At 38.0% G+C, this 22,353-nt stretch carries 27 protein-coding genes; 9 read left to right on the plus strand and 18 right to left on the minus strand.

All coding sequences use genetic code 11. The features are described from left to right. Positions 1-42: 42 nt before the first annotated feature. On the plus strand, positions 43-225 hold the full coding sequence (locus ACMGDK_RS14420) for a TIGR04149 family rSAM-modified RiPP (RefSeq protein WP_116010438.1): 183 nt from the start codon (positions 43-45) through the stop codon (positions 223-225). Between the two features lie 68 nt (positions 226-293). Continuing rightward, entirely contained in the window at positions 294-1,124 is an 831-nt protein-coding gene (locus ACMGDK_RS14425) for a DUF6625 family protein (protein ID WP_436808599.1), read from the plus strand. Between the two features lie 71 nt (positions 1,125-1,195). Here ACMGDK_RS14425 and ACMGDK_RS14430 read toward each other — a convergent pair whose 3' ends face one another. The 4 genes from ACMGDK_RS14430 to ACMGDK_RS14445 form a co-directional block, all read right to left on the minus strand. Then, on the minus strand, positions 1,196-1,864 hold the full coding sequence (locus tag ACMGDK_RS14430; protein ID WP_436808600.1) for a hypothetical protein: 669 nt from the start codon (positions 1,862-1,864) through the stop codon (positions 1,196-1,198). Continuing rightward, complete coding sequence (locus ACMGDK_RS14435) at positions 1,851-2,453, minus strand: hypothetical protein (protein WP_436808601.1); 603 nt, start codon at positions 2,451-2,453, stop codon at positions 1,851-1,853. The genes ACMGDK_RS14430 and ACMGDK_RS14435 overlap by 14 nt, the downstream gene beginning before the upstream one ends. A 37-nt stretch (positions 2,454-2,490) precedes the next feature. After that, positions 2,491-2,937 (minus strand): DinB family protein, encoded by a 447-nt coding sequence (locus tag ACMGDK_RS14440; RefSeq protein ID WP_436808602.1) that lies wholly within the window; start codon positions 2,935-2,937, stop codon positions 2,491-2,493. Between the two features lie 99 nt (positions 2,938-3,036). Next, a complete protein-coding gene (locus ACMGDK_RS14445; protein WP_436808603.1) occupies positions 3,037-4,827 on the minus strand; it encodes a DUF885 domain-containing protein in 1,791 nt (596 codons plus the stop codon). A 167-nt stretch (positions 4,828-4,994) separates the two neighbouring features. On the opposite strand from ACMGDK_RS14445, the gene ACMGDK_RS14450 reads away from it, so the two are divergent. The 4 genes from ACMGDK_RS14450 to ACMGDK_RS14465 all read left to right on the plus strand — a co-directional run bounded on the left by ACMGDK_RS14450 (position 4,995) and on the right by ACMGDK_RS14465 (position 7,748). Then, complete coding sequence (locus tag ACMGDK_RS14450; RefSeq protein WP_436808604.1) at positions 4,995-5,456, plus strand: hypothetical protein; 462 nt, start codon at positions 4,995-4,997, stop codon at positions 5,454-5,456. Between the two features lie 168 nt (positions 5,457-5,624). After that, positions 5,625-6,329, plus strand: a complete 705-nt coding sequence (locus ACMGDK_RS14455; protein ID WP_306840982.1) for a MotA/TolQ/ExbB proton channel family protein — start codon at positions 5,625-5,627, stop codon at positions 6,327-6,329. Positions 6,330-6,428: 99 nt separating this feature from the next. After that, positions 6,429-6,827, plus strand: a complete 399-nt coding sequence (locus ACMGDK_RS14460) for an ExbD/TolR family protein (protein WP_436808605.1) — start codon at positions 6,429-6,431, stop codon at positions 6,825-6,827. Between the two features lie 33 nt (positions 6,828-6,860). After that, positions 6,861-7,748, plus strand: a complete 888-nt coding sequence (locus tag ACMGDK_RS14465) for a ferric siderophore ABC transporter substrate-binding protein (RefSeq protein WP_436808606.1) — start codon at positions 6,861-6,863, stop codon at positions 7,746-7,748. A gap of 15 nt (positions 7,749-7,763) precedes the next feature. On the opposite strand, the gene ACMGDK_RS14470 is transcribed toward ACMGDK_RS14465, so the two are convergent. The 10 genes from ACMGDK_RS14470 to ACMGDK_RS14515 all read right to left on the minus strand — a co-directional run bounded on the left by ACMGDK_RS14470 (position 7,764) and on the right by ACMGDK_RS14515 (position 15,763). Then, positions 7,764-8,156: a hypothetical protein gene (locus tag ACMGDK_RS14470; protein ID WP_436808607.1), complete on the minus strand. Its 393-nt coding sequence runs from the start codon at positions 8,154-8,156 to the stop codon at positions 7,764-7,766. A 58-nt stretch (positions 8,157-8,214) separates the two neighbouring features. Continuing rightward, positions 8,215-8,580, minus strand: coding sequence for a four helix bundle protein (locus tag ACMGDK_RS14475; protein WP_436808608.1), 366 nt, complete (start codon positions 8,578-8,580; stop codon positions 8,215-8,217). Between the two features lie 66 nt (positions 8,581-8,646). Further along, on the minus strand, positions 8,647-10,050 hold the full coding sequence (locus ACMGDK_RS14480; RefSeq protein WP_436808609.1) for a nucleoside recognition domain-containing protein: 1,404 nt from the start codon (positions 10,048-10,050) through the stop codon (positions 8,647-8,649). A 199-nt stretch (positions 10,051-10,249) separates the two neighbouring features. Next, positions 10,250-10,759 (minus strand): DUF6973 domain-containing protein, encoded by a 510-nt coding sequence (locus tag ACMGDK_RS14485; protein WP_436808610.1) that lies wholly within the window; start codon positions 10,757-10,759, stop codon positions 10,250-10,252. Positions 10,760-10,813: 54 nt separating this feature from the next. Further along, positions 10,814-11,668, minus strand: coding sequence for an acetyl-CoA carboxylase, carboxyltransferase subunit beta (gene accD / locus ACMGDK_RS14490; protein ID WP_034739627.1), 855 nt, complete (start codon positions 11,666-11,668; stop codon positions 10,814-10,816). Between the two features lie 90 nt (positions 11,669-11,758). Further along, positions 11,759-12,829 (minus strand): class II fructose-bisphosphate aldolase, encoded by a 1,071-nt coding sequence (gene fbaA / locus ACMGDK_RS14495; protein WP_436808611.1) that lies wholly within the window; start codon positions 12,827-12,829, stop codon positions 11,759-11,761. A 71-nt stretch (positions 12,830-12,900) separates the two neighbouring features. Next, complete coding sequence (locus tag ACMGDK_RS14500; protein WP_111954075.1) at positions 12,901-13,767, minus strand: NAD kinase; 867 nt, start codon at positions 13,765-13,767, stop codon at positions 12,901-12,903. 1 nt (position 13,768) lies between these two features. Further along, complete coding sequence (locus tag ACMGDK_RS14505; RefSeq protein ID WP_436808612.1) at positions 13,769-14,419, minus strand: CBS domain-containing protein; 651 nt, start codon at positions 14,417-14,419, stop codon at positions 13,769-13,771. Positions 14,420-14,606: 187 nt separating this feature from the next. Further along, positions 14,607-15,137: an RNA methyltransferase gene (locus tag ACMGDK_RS14510; RefSeq protein WP_436808613.1), complete on the minus strand. Its 531-nt coding sequence runs from the start codon at positions 15,135-15,137 to the stop codon at positions 14,607-14,609. A 5-nt stretch (positions 15,138-15,142) separates the two neighbouring features. Beyond that, positions 15,143-15,763 (minus strand): toxin-antitoxin system YwqK family antitoxin, encoded by a 621-nt coding sequence (locus ACMGDK_RS14515; RefSeq protein ID WP_436808614.1) that lies wholly within the window; start codon positions 15,761-15,763, stop codon positions 15,143-15,145. 55 nt (positions 15,764-15,818) lie between these two features. Between ACMGDK_RS14515 and ACMGDK_RS14520 the strand changes: the two genes are divergently transcribed. Beyond that, entirely contained in the window at positions 15,819-16,418 is a 600-nt protein-coding gene (locus ACMGDK_RS14520; RefSeq protein WP_436808615.1) for a hypothetical protein, read from the plus strand. Here the strand turns inward: ACMGDK_RS14520 and ACMGDK_RS14525 are convergent. Continuing rightward, a complete protein-coding gene (locus ACMGDK_RS14525; protein ID WP_436808616.1) occupies positions 16,415-17,308 on the minus strand; it encodes a bestrophin family protein in 894 nt (297 codons plus the stop codon). The two genes, ACMGDK_RS14520 and ACMGDK_RS14525, sit on opposite strands and share 4 nt — an antisense overlap. A gap of 358 nt (positions 17,309-17,666) precedes the next feature. Between ACMGDK_RS14525 and ACMGDK_RS14530 the strand changes: the two genes are divergently transcribed. Further along, positions 17,667-18,548, plus strand: a complete 882-nt coding sequence (locus ACMGDK_RS14530) for a cupin-like domain-containing protein (RefSeq protein ID WP_436808617.1) — start codon at positions 17,667-17,669, stop codon at positions 18,546-18,548. 147 nt (positions 18,549-18,695) lie between these two features. Here the strand turns inward: ACMGDK_RS14530 and ACMGDK_RS14535 are convergent, their stop codons facing one another. After that, complete coding sequence (locus ACMGDK_RS14535) at positions 18,696-19,226, minus strand: GNAT family N-acetyltransferase (RefSeq protein ID WP_436808618.1); 531 nt, start codon at positions 19,224-19,226, stop codon at positions 18,696-18,698. Positions 19,227-19,369: 143 nt separating this feature from the next. On the opposite strand from ACMGDK_RS14535, the gene mutS reads away from it, so the two are divergent. Next, positions 19,370-21,958 carry a DNA mismatch repair protein MutS gene (mutS, locus tag ACMGDK_RS14540; RefSeq protein ID WP_436808619.1) on the plus strand — a complete coding sequence of 863 codons (2,589 nt, stop codon included), beginning with the start codon at positions 19,370-19,372 and terminating at the stop codon, positions 21,956-21,958. A gap of 29 nt (positions 21,959-21,987) precedes the next feature. On the opposite strand, the gene ACMGDK_RS14545 is transcribed toward mutS, so the two are convergent. Further along, entirely contained in the window at positions 21,988-22,140 is a 153-nt protein-coding gene (locus ACMGDK_RS14545) for a class IIb bacteriocin, lactobin A/cerein 7B family (protein ID WP_436808620.1), read from the minus strand. Positions 22,141-22,192: 52 nt separating this feature from the next. Then, entirely contained in the window at positions 22,193-22,351 is a 159-nt protein-coding gene (locus ACMGDK_RS14550; RefSeq protein ID WP_436808621.1) for a bacteriocin, read from the minus strand. Positions 22,352-22,353 lie beyond the last annotated feature (2 nt).

Here is a 22,353-nt window from a genome sequence, read left to right on the forward strand (position 1 = left end):
CTGAAAATCTAAAGAGTAGGCAAAAAATTAAAACAAATTTCTATGAAAAAATTACAAAAGCTGAGCTTAAATGCTATGAAAAGCGAAATGAGCAGAAACGAAATGAGAGTTATCAAAGCGGGTTCATCAGGAGCACCTGGAACTTGTAACTGTAATTCACAATACTGCTATATGAATAGTATGAGAGCTATATGCGGAAGCGGATTTCCAGCAAAATGCTGCTAATCTGAAAAGGCTAATCTAAAACAACTTCTGTAATTGCAATTCTGCAATTACAGATTTTTTTTCAACTTATGAATACACCGAGTTTAGTTTTAATTACCTGCTGGTACGGGAAATATCCATGGTATTTACCTTATTACCTGCATTCCTGCGCTTTCAATCCAAGTGTTGATTTTGTTATTATAACAGACAATACCGATGAGCTGAAAGATGTTCCGGATAATGTAAAAATAATATACAAAAGCCTGAACGATATCATCTATGATACTTCCAATAAATTAGGCTTTCAGATCAATATAGATAATCCCTATAAATTGTGCGATTTTAAACCTGCATACGGGTTTATGTTTCCTGATCTTATAGAAGGCTATGACTTTTGGGGACACTGTGACCTTGATCTGATTTATGGAGATATCAGGGCCTTTTTTACCAATGAATTTTTAAATGACTTCGATTATATCAGTGTCAGGGATGATTACACAACCGGTTGCTTCGGTTTGTACCGTAACAATGAAATGCTGAATACCTTTTTCAAGAGGAGTAAAGATTATAAAAAAGTTTTCTCGGAAGCTGATCATTTTTGTTTTGACGAATGCAATTTCGTTTGGGATGACCTCGCAGAAGGAGTTTCAATATTTGAAATTCAAACAGAAATCGAGAGTTTTACCCATATTATGAAGAAAGCCGAACGGGATGGAATCTTAAGAACTCACTTTGATTTTATTCTGATGGAAGGCTATACCGGAAGAGTGAAGTTTGACAATGGTAAAATCATCTATAAAAATAAATATGAAGCCATCATGTTTCATATGTTTTGGCTTAAAAAAGTCTACAATCCTACAAAAGTTCCAAAGAAAATTCCCACTACCTACAACGTTAGCCCTACAAGGATTTACTGGTAACGATGTAGTTGGATTTAAAGGAACGGTTGAAAAATATTAAGCTAAAGAGAGAGCAACCTGGCTCCCTCTTTTTATTGATGTAAAACAAATTTTCTGTACTTTTCCTGATATTGTTTTAAAGCATGATCTGCCGTTTTAAAGTAGTTTTCAATATTGCCGGTAATATTATTTTCTGCTGTTATATCAGAATATCCAAAATCCTTCTGCACCGAGATAAAAGGATACAACAGCATTTTGTTGGCCGTAAGCTGGGATAAAAAATTGTCTGCCGTATCATCCGGCCCGAAATCCGCATTCAGAATCTGCTCGAAAAAACGGCTGTATATCACCATAAACTGAGTACACCAAAAGTGATTAATCCAAAACCTGTTTTCTGTAATAGGAACCGCAAATCTGAAGCCTCCGCCAATGCCGCCTGACAATATATCTGCCCCCTGTTCATTAGAAGCGAGAATATTTTCAATAAAAAAATCCCTGTCATAATCATCTGTAAAAATATGATCATCCTCTACAATAATGATCACATCATCAGCATTGTCAATTGCAAGATGTATCGTTTTTCTGATACTCTCCCATAAACCGATGTTTCCTTTTTCATGTTCACAGGCTTCTATAATGTGGCAGTCAAATTCCTGTTTGCCCTCAAATTCCTTTAAAACACTTTCCAGTCGGTCTTTTCTGTGCTTCAGGTTAATGATGTAGGTAGGAATCATGATATCATCAAATTCATTTTGGCTCATAGGAATAGTATTTTTTTATTTGAGAAAGCTCTGCTAAAATCTCTTCCGGATCTTCATTCAAATCCTGAAAATCTATCGTGTTTTCGAAAGAGTTGAGGGCTCCGTTCTTATAAGAGGAAATGAAAGGGTGCATTACAAAGACGTCATCCAGATGCTGTGATAAGAACATTTCAGCCGGAATTTTATCCATGACATCTCTTTGCAGGAGATATGCAAATGCTTTTTTGAAAATAACAATGAATTGAGCACCTTTAAAGCCGTCAACCCAAAAGATATGATCTGTGACTTCCATTGCTTTTTCGAAGCCAAGAAGTCCTCCCAGCAATAGGTTACCGCCAAGTTTTTGTACCTTTTCAATGCAGTTATCTAAATAGGCCATCGAAAAATGAGGGGTAAACTGATGATGGGAAGTACAGATGATAACGTAATCCTCGTTCCGGTTATTTTTGACAGTGTCTTGTATGCAGGTAACCAGGTTATTAGCCTGATTTTGGAGAATGGTTTTCACCTCAAAACCACTTGTTATGAACGACTCTATGTCATTGGCAGATTCATTCGAGGATGAAGTGAAAAAAAATATTTTTTTCATTAAAATGATTTGATTTTCAGGGTTAAAAGGTAAGTAATTAGAAGTCAAGCAGCCTTCTGTGATAATTAATCTGGCCCAGATGATAATCCAGATGGGTAATCAAATGAATTAAAAAGTAGCCTGTTGTCATGGTATCTTCAAAAACAACAAGAGGATACTCCTTTTCAAGATCTTCAGCTGTTAATTTGCTGAGCACATCATTTACCATAGCTGTTGTTGCTGTTACTTTCTCAATAAGTTCAGCCTTTGAAATGTCTTTTAATGAAAATTCCAGTTCCCTGTTTCTTATATAACCGGTTTTCCCAAGCTCTGCACCTATATAATTATTGAGATTTCCCACCAGATGCAGGCAAAGGTTTCCTGCAGAATTTGCAATGTTTTTATCTGTTTTCCAGATTACTTTTTCGTTCTGGTAAGATTCTATTTCTATTTTTAATTTATTCAAATCTCTGTTGTAGAGAGATCTTAGGTTTTCTATGATCATAGTAATTCTTTATTAATTGTTAAACTCAAGAACAAAAAAAGATGGGACATTAAAATTAATCATCCCATCTTTAATATGATATGTTTAAAGCAATTATTTCTACTTTTTTGCCCAAAGTTCCATCTTTCTGTTCAAAACATCAAGAGGAAGGCATCCCTGGCTTAAGATCTCATCATGGAAGCTTGCTAAATTAAACTTCTTTCCAAGTTCTTTCTGATACTTTTCTCTAAGCTCCCGGATACGGAGAGAGCCAATCTTGTATCCTAATGCCTGGCCTGGCATCGCCATATATCTTTCCACTTCTGCAGTTGCGCTGGCTTCATCATAAGAAATATTACTCAGGAAATATTTAATAGCCTCCTCTCTTTTCATAGTTCCCGTATGAAGTCCCGTATCCACTACCAGTCTTACCGCTCTCAGCATCTGGTCGCTCAGATAGCCCATTTTCTGGTAAGGATCCGTATACAATCCGAACTCAGGACCTAATGTTTCGCAATAATGTGCCCAGCCTTCACCATAAGCGCCGAACCATCCGAATCTCATAAACTTAGGAAGTTTGGTGTTCTCCTGCTGAAGAGAAACCTGATAATGGTGCCCCGGAATGGCTTCGTGAAGGAAAAGAGACTCCATTCCCGAGGTTACATTGAATTTGGCAGGATCGGGAAGCGGCATATAAAATATTCCCGGTCTTTTCCCATCCGGAGTCCCCTGAATATATTCTGCACTGGCGCTTGCCTCCCTGAATTTTTCCGTTTGTCTGATCTCAAACTTCGTTTTAGGAGTTACACTGAACATTGTCTTCAGCTTAGGCGTAATCTTCGCTAAAATACCGTTAAATCCATCCAGAACCTCTTTGGAAGTCTTATAAGGCATTGCTTTTGGATCTGTCTTTACAAAGTTGATAAACTCTTCCAGTGTCCCGGTAAAACCAACCTGTTGCTTTACTTTCTCCATTTCTGCGCGGAGCATTGCCACCTGCTGCAATCCTATTTTATTGATCTCTTCAGGAGTTTTCTTTGTTGTTGTCCAGCTTTTAGCGTAATATCTGTAAATCTCATTCCCGTTCGGAAGGCTGTTGTAGCCGTCCGTATCCCGTGCTTTCGGAAGATATTCCTTTTCCAGGAACACTCCCATTTTGGTATAGGCAGGAATAATTTTTTTGGTAATAGCATCAGCATAAAGAGCCGAATACTTATCTTTTTGAGCTTTTGTAAAGTTTTTCGGAAATTTTTTAACAGGTCCGTAGAAAATATTTTTTTCCAGATCGGTTGTGGTGATCTCTTCAGCCTTCATTTGAGGAATCATTTTGACAACCAGTTTTTTGGGAAGAACAATCTTATTGTTGATTCCTTCACGGAAATTTTCTGTTGCGGCATTCATCCAGTCGGGGAATTTTTCCATCCTTTTCAGCCAGTCATTATAGTCCTTTTCCGTTTTGAAGGGCTGGCTTCCCTCTCCGCTTCCATACAGCGGGAAATTCAGGGGAAGACCTCCAAACTGGGTAAATGGAATGTATTCCGGATGATAGGCATATGCTTCTATTTTATCTTTTAAAGTATAATCCAGAACATCATAAACAACTTTTTTTTCATCCGAAAGAGCTTTATAATCAACATTTTCCAGCTGTTTCTGTACAGAATTGTAAAAAGCGATCTCTCCGGAGATAAAATCCCTGTCAATATTGATGGGAAGCTGGTCGTTATATCTCGTATCTCCCTGAGAAGTAGCTTCTAAAGGGTACAATTTAAGATACTGCTCATAATAGTTGGATGCAATAGAATCCATATTGGTAGGTGTTACCTTCGTTAAAGGAGAATCAGATTTTTTGCAGGCTGCCAAACTGATCACCAATCCCAGTCCCAAAATACCTTTTGATAAAATGTTTTTCATTTTCAGAATCTTTATGAAGCAAAAGTAAGTAATATTGACATATACGGAATAACCAATCATAATGATTTAAAAAATAATTTTCAAAATATTTTCAACTTTGAATCAATTTTTTATCTTTGTCTAAAACGTTTAACAATCATATTATTACAGCTCTTTTTTAAGAAATAATGAAAGGGATTTTAAAAATTTACCATCCGGAGGAGACCCTAAAATACAATATTAGAAACACTTATTGTAAAGCCGTCTACAGCAACCAGCAGCATTTATTAGAGGTTGAAATTATAACGGATGACAGTTTGGATCATGTAGATGATGATTCATTACAGTACAACTTTCCGCAGCTTTCACTTGAAATTTTTGATTTTCCGATCGAATCAAAGGAGATTGAAGGGAAAACGATCAAAATCAATGATTCTGATGAAGAAACCTATACAGAAGTAGATTTATTTGATGATGATGATGCATTTATCTATGATAACGAACTCCAGTTTGAAAAAAATGAAGAGGGCGAACTTCAGGTGATCTGGAAAGGAACTATTGATGATTTCTATACAGGAGCAGATACACCAATCCCATTCCGTCTGAAATGCGAATTTAAGCAGGACGATATTGATGTAGACGAGGATTAACCCGTTCTTCATCATTTTAAACAGATTTCTTTTCAAAATTTCTTTTGGAAAGAAATTTGCTGTCTCTTAATCATAACAAATTTTAAGTTGTTTTTAAACAATTTTTAAGAGAGCAATTCATAATATTCCACTACATTTGTCGTTAAAATTTTATAAAAATTCACATTAATGCTGTTAACGGAACTTACTCAGATTTTATTTGCACAGATTACTGCTCCTGCAGTTGCAACAGACGATTTAGAATTTTCATTTTGGAAGATCATGTTCCACGGAGGGGCTTTCGCTAAGATTGTAATGTTTGTCGTTCTCGCTTTGGGTGTATTTTCACTGTATCTTTTCTTTGAACGTTTTTTCTTTATCAAAAGGCTGACTTCAAAAACAGATGCCAATTTCATGGAGAATATTGAAGATTTTATCAAAGAAGGAAAGATAGAATCAGCGGCGGATTACTGTAAAAGACAGAATTCTCCGGAAGGCAGAATTTTGGAAAAGGGAATTTCAAGATTAGGACGCCCTGTTTCTGATATTGTAAGCGCCATGGAATCGCAGGCTCAGGTAGAAGTGGCAAATATGGAGAAGAATCTGAACCTTTTGGCCGTGGTACCGAGTATTGCGCCGATGTTGGGGCTTTTAGGGACGGTTATCGGGATGATTATCGCTTTCTTCAACCTTTCCCACGCTACAGGATCTTTTTCGCCTAAAACATTGTCTGAAGGTATTTATACAGCATTGGGACAAACGGCGGTAGGTTTGGCTGTAGCTATTCCTGCTAACTTTTTCTACAATATACTTTTAACGAGAATTGACAAGTTTGTATTGAAGGCACAGAATATGTCGGGAGAGTTTTTAGACCTTATCAACAAACCTTTATAAATCTTTCTTATGAAATCGCTTACAAACCTGTTGATCTTTCAAATAATAATAACGTATTAAGCGATTCCATCTGACCAATAAAAAAGTAAAAAGAAACAGATGAAAATTCAGAGAAGAAATAAAGCGAACCCGGAATTCAGTTTGGCAGCGATGACAGATGTTATCTTGCTGATGCTGATATTCTTTATGATAACTTCATCAGCCGCCAATCAAAGCGCGATTGATGTGAAGTTGCCAAAAGCGGGAGCGATAGAGGATAATATTCCCAATCCTTTGACGGTAAGCATTAAGCCGGATGGAACCTATTTTGTTGATGATAACGCTGTTACAAAAGAACAACTGGAATCAACAATTGTCAGTAAATTAACGGGTCAGACGAATAAATCATTTACCATTCGTGCAGATGAAAATACCATGCATAAGGATGTTGTTTTTGTTATGGAAATCGCTGAAAAAAATAAATTTAATATTGCTATTGCAACCGTTAAAGATAAATAACGTCTCCGGAATTGCCGGAAAGAATCATTTAAGATGAGAAGTTACACTGTAAACAAAAATGAACAAAATAAAGACAGGATAAAAAGTGCCATACTTTCTATCCTTATCTGGTCTGCAATTTTGCTTTTTGTTTTCCTTTATAAATTGAAGCCTGAGTTGGATAAACAACCGGATGAGGTGATGACAACAATGCTTGTTAATTTCGGAGACAACAGGAACGGAAACGGCATTGAGGAGCCTGCTGACCAACCCGGAAGTCTGGCTGCTGCCACAGAAGAAGTAACTCCCGAGCCAGCTGAGACGCCTGTGCCGGAAACGAAAACCGTTTTAAAACCTGAGCCCGCATCCGAGCCTAAGAAAACAGAGGTAAAGGAAAAAGTGCTTACCGGAAACAATTCAAAAGTCAGCGTACCGAAGAAAGAGGAATCAAAAAAGACAGATAAAAAGACATCGACAAGCTCAAGCGCTTCAAAGAATACTAAAAAAGCAGGTGCAACAACAGCCAACTCTAAAACAGGCAGCGGGGACGGAAAAGGAAATGCAGCCATCGGAAACCTGATCAGAGGAAGAGGAACAAAAGCCGGAAGCCAGGGCACAGGCAGCGGAATAGGAAATGCAGGAGATCCTTTGGGAGGAGATGGAAACGGTGACAGTAAAGTAGGAATTGACAGGAAATTAATTGGATATATCCCGGGAACTATGGGAAGAGGCGGTGCACAGCCAAGTAACAGCTGCACGGCAAGCGGAACAATTACCATTGCTTATACCGTAGATAAAGCTGGGAATGTAATTTCCGCAAGAAGATCGGGCGGAACATCAGATCCATGTATTTCTTCTACAGGCGTATCGTGGGTTAAAAAGTATGTGAAAGCCGAAAAGGCCGGCACATCCTCTACCGGAACATATAAAATCACATTCTAAAAATACAAAAGCACTTTATTCAAGTGCTTTTTTCATTTCATTGATTCTGTTGATCACAGGAAGGGCAAAAATTCCGCTGGTCTGGAGATACAGTTCATAAAATGTTTTTGACTTGTCTAAAAAGTCTTTATTATTCTCTTGCTTACCCTTAAAGTAAAAAAGATTCCCCAACATTTCATAATAGTCTTTATGATCTCTTTCCTGTCTTTCATTAACAATCGCAATGATCTCTTCTTTCGATTTTGAAGAAATTTCCGTGAAATCTATCTTAAAAATATCTTTCATTAAAGAGTCAAAATCTAACTCTTTCTGCATTAAGCTTTCTTCGGGTTTATCCAGGATCAGTTTTTCCAACGCTTGAGTTAACTGACGTATTAATCTTAATGTGAATTCTTTATCTGTGATCATAATAGTTTTAATTTTTGTTGCTGGTTACTGGTTTTTTTTAGTTTCCAGCTGTTTGTTTTTATGTTCGCCAGCTTACCTGTACGTATTTTATAAAATTATTTATTTTTCCTTCTAAAAGTTGATATTGTTGTGTTTTTTCATCTGAATCTAAACATAAATCAGGATAAAGTCTTACTATTTTTGATAAATGGCTCACGGTTTCGTCACAGCTTGCCTGGGAATATATTAAGAATCTAATGAAATCACCCTTGTAATTTTTTCTTCCGTAACCTTCAGCTATATTGGTAACTACTGAATCAGAAGATCTGCGTAATTGACTTCCGAGTTCATACAATTCATATTTTGGCAATTTTAATGAAAGCTTATGTGTTTCAATAAAAAGCTCAAAAGCAATATTATAAATGTCAAGTTTTTGATAGCTCATAAAATGTTATTTTAATAAACCGATGGTAAGGAACCAAAAAACTAGGAACCAACAACTGACAACAAATTAAGCAAAAAACAAATATGCCAGTGCAATTGCTGTGATAACCCCAACCAAATCCGCCAGAAGCATCGCAATTACCGTATATCTCGTATTCTTTACAGCTACGGCTCCGAAATAAACAGCAATGACGTAAAACGTCGTATCTGAGCTTCCCTGAAGAACCGCTGCCAATTTCCCCTGGAAGCTGTCTGCCCCAAATGTGGCCATCGTGTCTACCATCATTCCTCTGGCTCCTGATCCGGAAAGAGGTTTGATCAGCGCAGTCGGAAGTCCATCTACAAATCTTGGATCAAAGCCGGCGGTGTTGGCCAGCCATTTCATTCCGTCGATAATCACATCGAAAACGCCTGAAGTTCTTAAAAGAGAAATTGCGATCAACATTCCAACTAAGTAAGGAATGATCTTGACGCAGGTCGTGAAGCCTTCTTTCGCCCCATCAATAAATGCATCGAAAACATTGATCTTTTTATAAACGGCGCCAAGAACAATCGCCAGGAAAATAAAGAGAATCAGTCCGTTACTTAATACTTTACTGAACGTATCCAACTCATCTTTACTTAATTGAACCAAATAAACAACCAAAAGTGCAATGAGCGCCGAAATTCCGCCCACATAAGCGATTACTACCGGACGAAGCAGATTGATCTTCTGGTAAAGAGATACGATGATCATTGCGGCCAGTGTTGCTGCAAAAGTGGCAATCATACAGGGAAGGAAAATATCGGTTGGAGTTTTCGATCCCATGGAAGCCCGGATTGCAATGATAGAAACCGGTATAAGCGTCATTCCGCCTGCATGGAGACACAGAAACATAATCTGCGAATTGCTGGCGGTATCTTTATTTGGATTTAAGGTCTGAAGACTTTCCATAGCTTTTAAGCCAAATGGAGTAGCGGCGTTGTCCAGTCCCAGGAGATTCGCGCTGAAATTCATCAGCATATGCCCGAAAGCCGGATGATTTTTAGGAATATCAGGAAATAATTTTGAGAAAAAAGGCTGAATAAATCGGCTTAAAAGATTAATTCCGCCTGCTTTTTCCGCAATACTCATAAATCCCATAAACAGTGTCATGATCCCAATCAGCCCGATACAGATTTTTACTGCGGTTTCAGAAGTTCCGATCACGCCGTCTGCTTCCTGAACTCTGTAAACATTTACATTCTGTTTTAGGGAGTCTGTTTTATAATGGATTCTGCTGTCTGCAAAATCATTTTTTTTCATCAGGCTGTCCCTGACAATTGGGGTAAGCGTATTCATTGGCTGTGAGACGATCTGAACCGTGTCACCGCCTTTTCCTACCACCATATCATTAAAGATGGTTTTGTAGTGACCTGATGAAACGTATTTAATACTGGCTATGGCAATCGCAATGATAATGAAAGCCGACCAAATTCTACTGAGAACCATTCGATTAAATTAAAATTTTAGAAAAGATAATAAATTAAATGTAAAACCTGAAAAAACTTTATTGTAGAGCCCTTTATTTTTTTAATATTTATTAAAACGCTTCGATTTCGCTCAGCGTGACACAGGTATATTATTCTGCTCATTAGGGACGCTTCATATTAGCAATGTCATGCTGAGCGCAGCCGAAGCATCTTTAGTTTTAGTCATTTAAATAAACCAGATATCCCTCGAAATCATCATCTAAACTTGTCAAAACCTTTGCGTCATCCATTTTTTTTGCAAGACTGTCGATAAAAAAGCTTTTTTCAAAAAACTGGCGGTGAATTCCCGGAAGGAGTTCCATGAAGTAATCCATGCCGATCTTGTTGTTGTGAAGATCCATTTTGGTTTCCAGGGGCTGGTTGGGAAACAGTTCTTCATGCATATCCGTAATTCTTTTGCAGAAATCCAAAGCCTTTTCCGGAGAGGAAACCTTACAGCAGTACATCATAATAAAACAGCACCACAAAGCATGTCTGTATGCATTCCCAATGCCATTGTTAGACGCTGTTTTAGGGAATTTTTTCTGTGCAATGGTGAAAGTCTGTACCGTTGCATAAAAGCTTAATAAAGCAAAAATAGGATGGGGAACAATAAGTGATAAAAGACGCACGATCTTTTTCAGGCTCATGCTCCGGATGGTATTAAAAAATATCTTCAAAGTCCTCATAAATAAAAATCTCTCCCTAATTAGAGAGAGACTGTATGTTGTTTGTTACAGATCTTAAGCGTTTACAGCTAATAAATTTACTGTTTTAGCTACTGTATCTTTAATTTCAGTTCTTTTTACGATGAAATCTACAAATCCTTTTTCCTGTAGGAATTCAGAAGTCTGGAAACCTTCCGGAAGATCTCTTCCGATTGTTTCACGGATTACTCTTGGGCCGGCAAATCCTATCAGCGCTCCCGGTTCGGCCATAATAATATCTGCTGTCATAGCGAAAGAAGCTGTAATTCCTCCAAAAGTAGGATCACAAAGATAAGCAATGTATAAGAGTCCGGCTTCAGATAGCTGAGCCAGTTTAGCCTGTACTTTAGCAAGCTGCATCAGAGAGTAAGTGGCTTCCTGCATTCTTGCCCCTCCGGACTGACAGATGATCATATACGGAAGTTTGTTGGCGATACAGTAATCTACCGCTCTTCTGATCTTTTCCCCCATTACAGAGCCTAAAGAACCACCAATAAAAGCAAAATCCATACAGGAAACTACCATTTCGGTTCCTTTTACGGTTCCTACAGCATTTCTGATTGAGTCGGTAAGTTTTGTTTTAGCTCTTACCTCTTTCAAACGGTCTTTGTAAGGTTTTGTATCCTTGAAGTTTAAGATATCAATACTTTCAACATTGGCATCCAGTTCGGTGAACTTACCTTCGTCAAAAAGGATCTCAAAAAATTCAGCACTTCCTATTCTTACGTGAAATCCGTCTTCAGGAGAAACGTAGCTGTTTCTTCTCAATTCATCATGCTCCACTATTTTTCCTGATGGAGTCTGATGCCAAAGGCCTTTGGGAACATCCTTTTTTTCATCAGTAGAGGTGGTAATGTTTTTTGCTTTTCTTTTAAACCAGTCGAATGCCATTTTGTTTGTATTAGGGTATAAATGTAAAATGTATTAATGTAAATGATATCCTGTATGAATATTATTTACATTAATACAAATGTACAGTTCTTATTTTAAAGTATTTACGTTATTTAAGTCTTCAAACGCTTTAACCAGTCTTGTTGAGAAAGTTTCTTCACCTTTTCTTACCCAAACTCTTGGATCATAGAATTTCTTGTTAGGCTTTTCTTCTCCTTCAGGGTTTCCGATTTGAGATCTTAAATAATCAATATTGTTAACCATATAATCTCTAACTCCTTCCGTATATGCGAACTGAAGGTCAGTGTCGATATTCATTTTAATTACTCCGTAGTCGATAGCTTCTCTGATCTCTTCTAAAGTAGACCCTGAGCCTCCGTGGAATACAAAGTTGATAGGTTTAGCTGCAGTTCCGAATTTCTCCTGAACATATTTCTGAGAGTTGTCAAGGATTTTTGGCGTAAGAACCACATTTCCTGGCTTGTAAACTCCGTGTACATTTCCAAATGCTGCTGCAATAGTGAAATTGTCAGAAATAGCTTTTAATTTTTCGTAAGTATAAGCTATATCTTCAGGCTGCGTATATAATTTGGAATTGTCTACATCAGAATTGTCTACACCATCTTCTTCACCACCTGTAACACCTATCTCAACTTCTAAAGTCATCTGCATTTTAGCCATTCTTTCGAAATATTTAGCAGAAATTTCCAGGTTTTCCTCTAAAGGCTCTTCAGACAGATCCAGCATGTGAGAAGAATAAAGAGACTTTCCTGTCTGCTTGTAATGCTCTTCACTTGCATCTAATAATCCATCGATCCAAGGCAGCAATTTCTTAGCACAGTGGTCCGTATGTAAAATAACAGTTGCTCCGTAAGCCTCTGCAAGAGTATGAATATGTTTGGCGCCGGCAATAGATCCTAAAATGGCAGCTCTCTGACCATCATTGCTTAATCCTTTTCCTGCGTTGAACGCAGCTCCGCCATTTGAAAACTGGATGATTACAGGAGAGTTTAATTTCGCTGCAGTTTCCATAACAGCATTTATGTTACTTGAACCGATTACGTTTACTGCAGGCAGTGCAAATTTGTTTTCTTTGGCATACTGAAAAATATCAGTAACTAATTGACCTGTGGCAACTCCTGCCGGAAAAATTCTGCTCATGTTTTACTTTTTATTTTAAATTATTAGGCGTTTTTAAAATTCCTGTAAAGATAATCATTTTTGAGGAATTACTAATTTCTTTTGTCCCTGCCCCAAAGCAGCTTCTGACGGATTGTTTCGTAGAAACTTAAATGGTTGGGCTGTACCAGAAGTATCTGGAAATCTGCCTTTTTGATGATAATTTCTTTGTCGGTTTCTATATGAACCAGTCTGGAGTCCAGGGAAAGGGAATACTGTGGTACTCTGCTTTCCACTTTAAATTTTATTTCTACTCTGTCATTTACAACCAAAGGTCTCACATTCAGATTGTGGGGAGCAATAGGGGTAATGACAAAATTTTCGTTATTGGGAGAGATAATCGGCCCGCCGCAGCTTAAAGAATAAGCGGTAGATCCTGTAGGCGTAGAAACGATAACTCCATCACCCCAGAATACATTGAGAAACTCGTCATTGATATATGAATCTACCGTGATCATGGACGTTGTTTCTTTTCTGGACACGGTAACGTCATTTAATGCATATGGGAAAAAATCGCCGGATTTTGGAGAAACTACTTCGATAACGGCACGGCGGCTTGTTTTGACATCACCTTTTAAAATGGCGTCAAGTTCTTTGAATGCTTCCTCCTTAGTAAAGCTTGCCAAAAATCCTAATCTTCCGGTATTCACGCCCACGATCGGGATTTCAAGATCCTCAATAAAGGTCAGGGAATTCACAATAGTTCCGTCACCTCCAAACGTAAAGAAAAGGTCTACCTCCTTATCCAGAAGGTCCTGTTTGCTGTTGAAAGTTTCAAATATCTTTGAAAACTGAAGCGCTTCAGCCATTTCGTCATACAGAACAGATTTTACGCCTCTGGTTTCAAGTTCTGAAATAAACTTGCTTAAATATAAAAAAGTATCGAGGTCTTTTTTCTGAGAATATATGGCTGCCTTCATGTTATATTTCTATGAATTTTTGGAAAAACCCGAATCTGTCCTTAAACAGGTCTGATTTTTCATCAGAATAGTATTTTTCAACAATTCTATAATCGTACCGGTCAAAAGTGGCGTCTATCGAAGACAGGTTTTCATTGCTGATCTTAATAGTTACCTGAATTACTTCATCAGACATAAAAGTGATGAATCCGCCATAGAATTTCGAGTTGTTGCTTTCCACAATATTGGCGATCTCTGTCATCGAATATTTCCTGGCCGGGGTTTCTATCGTGAGGATAGCTCCGCTCTCCGAAAACAGGGGATAACGGGAAAGGTTCTGGAAAATGTCTTCACAGGTAATATACCCAAGATATTTTTCATTTTTATTGATCACCGGAATCACATTGGCGCTGAATGTGTAGAAAAGGCGGATACTGTCCATGATATTATTATCTTCCAGTATGGCAAAACGCTCGATCTGATGCTCAAGATCCTTTAGTATTCCATCACCTTCATACAGGAAGTCTTCTGCGATGGCTCCATAAAAGTGATGGGATTTTTTTATGAAAACATGGGAATAGCCAAAATCCTCTAACGTATTCCTCGCTGATTCTATTGAGTCAGTCAGGCTAAAACACGGAAAGTCTTTTGAGATATAATCCTTGATAAACATTGTGCTAATTTATAAAAAATTAAATGAAACTTTTTCTCAAAACATCACTTTTTTTCTTGAAAAAATAAAAAAATGGTGTTAAAATTTGTCCGTAAAGAAAAAAAAAGTATCTTTGTCGCCTTTCATTTTTACTTTTTATTAGATTTATTTCAAACTGCACTGTCTTTTAAGGACATATGCAGTTTTTTTATTTTAGGGCTTTGGCAAACTCCCACATCACGATTCCTCCGCATACACTTACATTCAGAGAGTGCTTGGTTCCCAGTTGTGGAATTTCAAGAAATGTATCAATATTCGGGAGCGCTTCATCACTTATTCCGTCCACCTCATTTCCTAAGATCAGCACATATTTTTTTGATTTGTCAATGCTGAAATCTGTAATCATGATGCTGTCTGTTGTCTGCTCGATCCCAATGATCTCGTATCCACGGCTTTTATAATCGTTAATTGCTGTGTTAATATCGCTTGCGTGGCTCCAGTCCACACTTTCTGTAGCTCCGAGTGCCGCTTTGTGAATCTCACGGTGCGGAGGCTGCGGGGTAATCCCGCAAAGAATTATTTTTTCGATCAGAAAAGCATCTGCCGTTCTGAAAGATGCCCCTACATTGTGCATGCTCCTTAGATTGTCTAAAATAATGACCAATGGAATTTTCTCAACCTTCTTAAATGTTTCTACATCTATTCTGTTAAGTTCTTCCAGTTTTAATTTCTGTACCAATTGTTTTATTTTGTTGAGATTAATTTTCCGTCTCTGTAGATCTCTGTTTTTTCAATACCTCCGTCTTCACGGTAATGAACCCGGGTTCCGTTCCATTTATCGTTGGCAAATTCTGTTTCACGCTGCAGTTTTCCTGATGGATAAAATGATTTCCATTTTCCGACAGCAAGTCCGTTCTCATACTGGCCGATCTGTTTTACAGATTTCCCGTTTTCGTAAAAAACTTTACTTTCACCGTCTAATTTAGCAAATTTATAATTGGAAATTTCAGCCACGACTCCTGACGGGGTGTAAAAAGTAGCTGTAAAGCTGTTGTCATAAACATTTTTATCGCCATTTCTGAAAACTTCCTTCGAAGTCAGAACGCCGTTTTTATCATAATAAGCCCATTCTTTTACCTTATAATCTTTCTTGTATTCCCCTTTAGCCTGAACTTTTCCGTTGTCGTGGTAATAAATGGCATCGCCTTCCACTTTTCCCTTCTTCCATTCGAGGATCTGCTTTACCTGGCCGTTATCATAAAAAGCTTTGCACGATCCTTCCTGAAGTCCGTCTTTGAATCCGCATGGTTTTTGTGCTATAAACCACGATGATGCGGTCATTAGCAACAGAAAAAAGTATTTCATAGATATTTTTATTTCAAAAATAACAAAATACTTATATTTGATTTAAAATATTAACATGAAAAAAATATCCACTTTACTGCTGTTGGTATTCACTTTTCTATTTTCACAGGCACAAAACACTTATTATCCGCAGGCTTTTTTTGATAAAAAGCTAGCCAGAGAGATGCTTAGCTTTGGAAATTCTACGATAGAAGGAGTGGCTTCCACGAAACAGAAAAACAACTGGGGAATCAAACCTCTGCTTGGGGCAAAGCATTATGCTCCTAAAGGAACGGTAGTTATGCTTTTTCCTGTGACTCCTTATTTTGATGAGTTTTACAGCATGAGAAGAAAGTATGAGAATAAGAAAACAACGGTCTATATGTCCGAAGATGCCTTTAAATACAGGTTGGAAGCGTTAACGGACGATCATGGGCGATTTAAGTTTGAAAAATTAAAACCCGGAAAATATTACCTGGAAACAATTGTTAATTTTACAGCAACAGCAAGCTATCAGGAGCAGACAGGAAGGTCAGATGCCTACAATGCCTATGGCGGCTATCTGTATTCTACTCCCATATACCAGACCTTTTTTTACGGCTATTCTGCGGCCAACCGCGAGAGTAAATTTGTAGAAATAAAAGCAGACGGAGAAATCAAAGAAATCAACCTTTAAGGTTGATTTTTACTTTTTAGCCCCATGATCTGATGGACGCTCCTCTCAATATTTTGTGCCAATGCTTCCATAGGAATATCATTTTCGTCATTATTGAAAGGGTCTTCAATTTCCTCAGCAATCAGTTCCAGACTCATCAGAACATAATAGACGAATACGGTAAGCGGAATCATCAGAAGCCCGATTGTAATAACATAGGCAACTGGCAGCGCAAGGACATATAAGATGATAAATTTCTTAACAAACGAAGAATAAGAGTAGGGAATAGGAGTGTTTTTAATTCTCTCACAGCCTCCGCAGACATCCAGGAATCCGGAAAGCTGAGTGTCGAGATACAGCATTTCGATATCCGATATCTTTCCTTCTTTTTTCAGTTGATTTAGCTTATGGGTTAAAAGAATTACAATTTCACTGGGGCCGTGATGCTTCAGGGAGCTTTCAATTTCTGAATAATCCTCGTCTAAAGCCAATCTTGTAGACTCCTGGGAAAGATGCTTGGCCAGAAAATGCGGAAAGTACTTTAAATATCTTGAAATCTGCTCTGCGTCTTGCCTATTGTCACCCAAAATAGCATTAATCTTTACGGCGAAATTCCGGGTGTCATTCACCAGCTTTCCCCAAAGTTTTCTGCCTTCCCACCATCTGTCGTAAGCCGTATTCGTTCTGAAAACGAGTAGCAGCGACAATACAAAACCCAACAGAGAATGAATCATTCCCACATTGCTTACCCCTGATTTTGTAGTAAGATGAAGATACTCCACTTCCAGATACTGGATTCCCCAGGAATAAAGCCCCACGAGGATCATCGTCGGGAAAAGAATCTTCATGGTATCGCTTTTATGCATACTGAAAAGGATCTTCAGGAAATGTTTGGTGTTGTAGGCTCTCATAAATATGCTTAGTCTTACAAAGATAATTTTTTCATTTTATCTCTGCTTTATGGGAATCCATAAAATTGATTCTAGCCCACACTGTTTCTTTGTTATAAAAAATAAAATGGGATATTATAGAAAAGGACATTTAAAAAAAATGGAAAATGGGTGAGTGGGCATTATGTAAAGACTTTTGGAAGAGGTAAGAGAAGATCTAAAAACCCACAGGGATGTGTGGTTGTTATTTTAGGAGGAATACTTTCTTTTTTGTTTTATGCCTTAAGCTGAATAGGCAAATGATAAGCTGTAGAGATTTTTAATTTTCTCAGATTTCAAAAAAAGACTATTTTTATTTCGTATTAAATAATAAAACAAGATGATCCTCGAAAACGTAGATGTAGTCAACGATATCAGTAAAGAAGATTTTCAGAAAAATTATTTCAAAAAACATAAGCCGCTTTTGATCAAAAATTTTGCGGCCAGATGGGATGCGTTCGACAAATGGAATCTTGCCTATATCCGTGAGAAAGCAGGCGATCAGACCGTGCCGTTGTATGATAATAAACCGGCTGATGCTTCCAAAAGCTCAGACGCTCCTGTGACGAATATGAAAATGAAGGACTATATTGACCGGATTAAAAGCGGGCCTTCAGATCTGCGTATCTTCTTCTACATTATCACAGACCGGCTTCCGGAACTGCTTAAAAATTTCACCTATCCTGACCTGGGAATCAAGTTTTTTAAGAGGCTTCCAACCCTTTTCTTCGGTGGAAGTAAAGCCCATGTACTGATGCATTACGATGTAGACCTCGGAGACTTTCTTCACATTCATTTCGAAGGAAGAAAAAGAATTCTGCTATTTGACCAAAAACAATCTGCCTTTCTATATAAAGTGCCGCTCTCTGTTCATACGGTTTATGATATAGATTATGAAAATCCTGATTATGAGAAGTTTCCGGCCTTACAGTATGCCAAAGGATATGAGATTTTTATGGAGCATGGTGATGCGCTTTTCATTCCTGGGGCATTCTGGCATTTTAACAGGTACCTGGAACCGGGATTTTCTATGTCGCTCAGAGCTCTCCCCAATAAACCGAATGTTTTTGCCAATATGATGTACCATGTTTTTATCATGAGGTATACGGATAAACTTCTCCGTAAGTTATTCAAGGCTAAGTGGGTGAATTACAAGCAGAAATGGGCTTATGAAAAAGGGATGGAAGCTTTTGAAAAACAAATGAAATCGGAGAGAAAGTAGTCTGGAGGAAGAGGGAAGGTGGAAGTTACTTTTTCTATTTATATTTCAATGATCGTATGACTCAACAAATTTAAAACGGTTTTAAAAATTAATTAAATAATAATATTCCGTGGCTTTGTAGAACTTCAGAAACTTCCGCCTTCGATGTTACTCATTAATAAATCCGAAGAGTTTGGCATCTACAAACCTTCCTTTTTCAAAAAAATAATCGCGCAGGGTTCCTTCATCTTTAAAATTTAAAGAATCTAAAAGCTTCTCGGAAGAAATATTGGAAGGATCTATGAATGCATCTACCCGGTGAAGTTTCATACTTTCAAAGCCAAAAGTAAGAATAGAAAGAATGGCTTCTTTCATATAGGAGTTTCTCCAGAATTTAGGATTCAGCTCATATCCGATCTCAGCCCGGAAATGTTCAGGATACCAGTTGTGATAACCGCATGTTCCAATAACTTTCTTTTCAGATTTCAGTTCCAGAGCCCATCGGAAGCCCTTTCCTTTTTCAAATTCACTGTTAAAATGACGGATAATATTTTGAGCATCTTCCAGGGTTTTGAATGTTTCCAGATCATAATATTCCATCACTTCATCCAGGGAAAAATATTCGAAGAGGTCTTTTGCATCATTGGGAGTCAGCTGTCTTAAAAGAAGCCTTTCAGTTTCTAAAACAGGGTATATCATAGAATTTATTTTACTGAAAAATACGATAAATATTTTATTCTGAAAATGGCTAAGTGCTATTTTGATCCCTATGGCGAGATTAATTTCACCACAATTTCCAACCCTGAATTTATTTTATTTAAATTTGGGGCTCATTTTTTATTATGGCAAAAACGAAGAAGGAAACCCCGCTAATGACGCAGTATAATACCATCAAGGCGAAATACCCTGATGCATTGCTGTTGTTCAGGGTTGGAGACTTTTATGAGACGTTCGGACAGGATGCTGTGAGAACATCCCAGATTCTGGGTATTGTTCTTACTAAAAGAGCCAATGGAGAAGGGCATATAGAGCTGGCAGGATTTCCACACCATTCAGTGGACTCCTATCTTCCAAAATTGGTAAGGGCAGGAATGAGAGTTGCCATCTGCGATCAGCTGGAAGATCCGAAAATGGTCAAAGGAATTGTAAAAAGAGGCGTTACAGAGCTTGTGACACCTGGAGTTACATTCAATGACCAGGTATTGAATTCAAAAAAGAACAACTTCCTTCTTTCTCTGCATAAAGAAAAAGAGAAGTACGGAATTGCTATGGTGGATGTTTCTACAGGCGAGTTTTTAGTGAGCGAAGGGAATCTGGAAAAGATCCTGCACATCATCAATACTTTTGATCCAAGTGAAATTGTTTTTCAGAGAAGTGTTCAGCTGCCGGAGCAACTCAAAAATAAAAGTGCCTTTAAGCTTGAAGACTGGGCTTTCCAGTATAATTTTGCCTACGAAAAATTAACTTCCCATTTCAAAACGAATTCTTTAAAAGGGTTTGGTGTTGAAAACCTTCCGCTTGCCATTACAGCTGCCGGAGCTATTTTCGCTTACCTGGTGGAAGATACCCATCACAATCTGCTGGCCCATATCACAAAGCTTCAGATCATTCCACAGGAAGACTATCTGATGACGGACAACTTTACCCTGAGAAATCTTGAAATTGTTTATCCAAGTAATCCACAGGGAAAATCACTCCTGGATATTATTGATAAAACATCTACTCCGATGGGTGGAAGGTTATTGAGAAGAAGAATCATTCTTCCGTTAAAATCGGTGGACGAAATTATGAGGAGACTTTCTCTGATTGATTTTCTGAACGAAAATGATCAACTGAAATACGAGATTTGTCAGCTGTTGAAATCGATCTCGGATCTTGACAGGCTGATGGGAAAACTGGCTGCAGAGAAAATATCCCCGAAAGAACTGGGCTATTTGCGCCAGAGTCTCATCAATATTCATCAGATCAAAGCGTTGCTCCATCCGCATGCTGATGTTCTGGCCTGGCTGGAGCCGTTATTTGATATGGATGAGCTGATCAAATTTTTACAGAATCACCTGAATGAAGAGCTTCCGGTGAATATTTCCAAAGGAAATATTATCAAAGAAGGTATCTCAGAAGAGCTTGACCGGTTGAGGAATCTACAAAGTAAAGGCCGCGGTTTCCTGGATGAAATGTGCCAGAGAGAAATAGAAAGAACGGGAATTTCAAGCCTTAAAATTGATTTTAATAACGTTTTCGGATATTATATAGAAGTAAGGAATGCTCATAAAGATAAAGTTCCGGCCGATTGGTTGAGAAAACAAACGCTTGTCAATGCAGAACGTTATATCACTGAAGAGCTGAAAGAATATGAAAGCCAGATTCTGGGTGCCGAAGAAAAAATAGGAGTGCTGGAAAATGAGCTGTATAGAAATGTTTGCTCTGAAACAATGGTATATATGGATCAGATCCAGGGAAACTCCAATATTATTGCGCAGCTTGATGTAGCGGTGGGACTTTCAGAACTGGCTGTTTCTGAAAGCTATACGAAGCCTGTTCTTAATCAAGGGTATGCTATTGATCTTAAAGAAGCAAGACATCCTATTATTGAAAATGCACTTCCTTTGGGAGAAAAGTACATTCCGAATGACATCTTTTTAGACAAAGACTCCCAGCAGATCATTATGGTGACGGGCCCGAACATGGCCGGTAAATCAGCGATCCTGCGTCAGACAGCTATTGTGTGTCTTTTGGCTCAGATTGGAAGTTTCGTTCCCGCAAAGCATGCCGAAATTGGGGTTTTAGATAAAATTTTCACAAGGGTAGGAGCAACCGATAATATTTCTGCCGGTGAATCTACTTTTATGGTAGAAATGAATGAAGCAGCGAATATCCTGAATAATATTTCGGAACGCAGCCTTATCCTTCTGGACGAAATAGGCCGTGGGACATCTACCTACGACGGGGTTTCTATCGCATGGGCTATTGCAGAATACCTTCACCAGCATCCTACGCAGGCAAAAACGTTATTTGCAACCCATTATCATGAATTGAATGAAATGACGGTGAATTTTGAAAGAGTGAAGAATTTCCACGTTTCCATACAGGAAAATAAAGGAAATATCATTTTCTTAAGAAAGCTGATTCCGGGAGGCAGCGAGCACAGTTTTGGTATCCATGTGGCTAAACTGGCGGGAATGCCTGCAAAAGTGGTCAACAGAGCCAATGAAATCCTTAAAACTCTTGAAGCAAGCCGTACGCAGAGTACCAGCACCTCAGAAAGCATCAAAAGAGTAACGGAAGAAAATATGCAGCTCTCTTTTTTCCAGCTGGATGATCCGGTCCTGGAAAATATCCGTGAGGAACTCACGAAAATAGATATCAATACCTTAACACCTATTGAAGCTTTAATGAAGCTGAATTCAATAAAAAAAATGATTGGAGGGTAGCCTCCAATCATTTTTTCATTTGTACTGATTTAGCAGCAAACTCCCTTTGTATTACAGGCTCCTATGTACAATTCTCCGTCATTGTTACAAAAACAGGTTGCAACACAGGTTGGTCCGTTACCGCCATTAATTTCTTTTAATTCTTTTTTTGTCAATTTTCTTTTTTGAAGATTTGTTTTCATGTTAAATATTTTTAATTAGGTTTAAAATGGTCTTTTTGCAAAGTTCTGTTAATTAGCAGCAGTATCCGTCACTGCCTCTCGGTCCAATGATCATGAAATGGCTAGGTACACCTCTGAGCTTACACAGGCCTTCAGCACATGAAGCCCCTCCGTTGATCTCTTTTAACTCTTTTTTTGTAAGTTTTCTGCTTTGAATGTTTGAATTTTTCATAC

The sequence above is a fragment of the Chryseobacterium hilariae genome (assembly GCF_051400735.1).
In the GTDB taxonomy this organism is placed as follows: Bacteria; Bacteroidota; Bacteroidia; order Flavobacteriales; family Weeksellaceae; genus Chryseobacterium.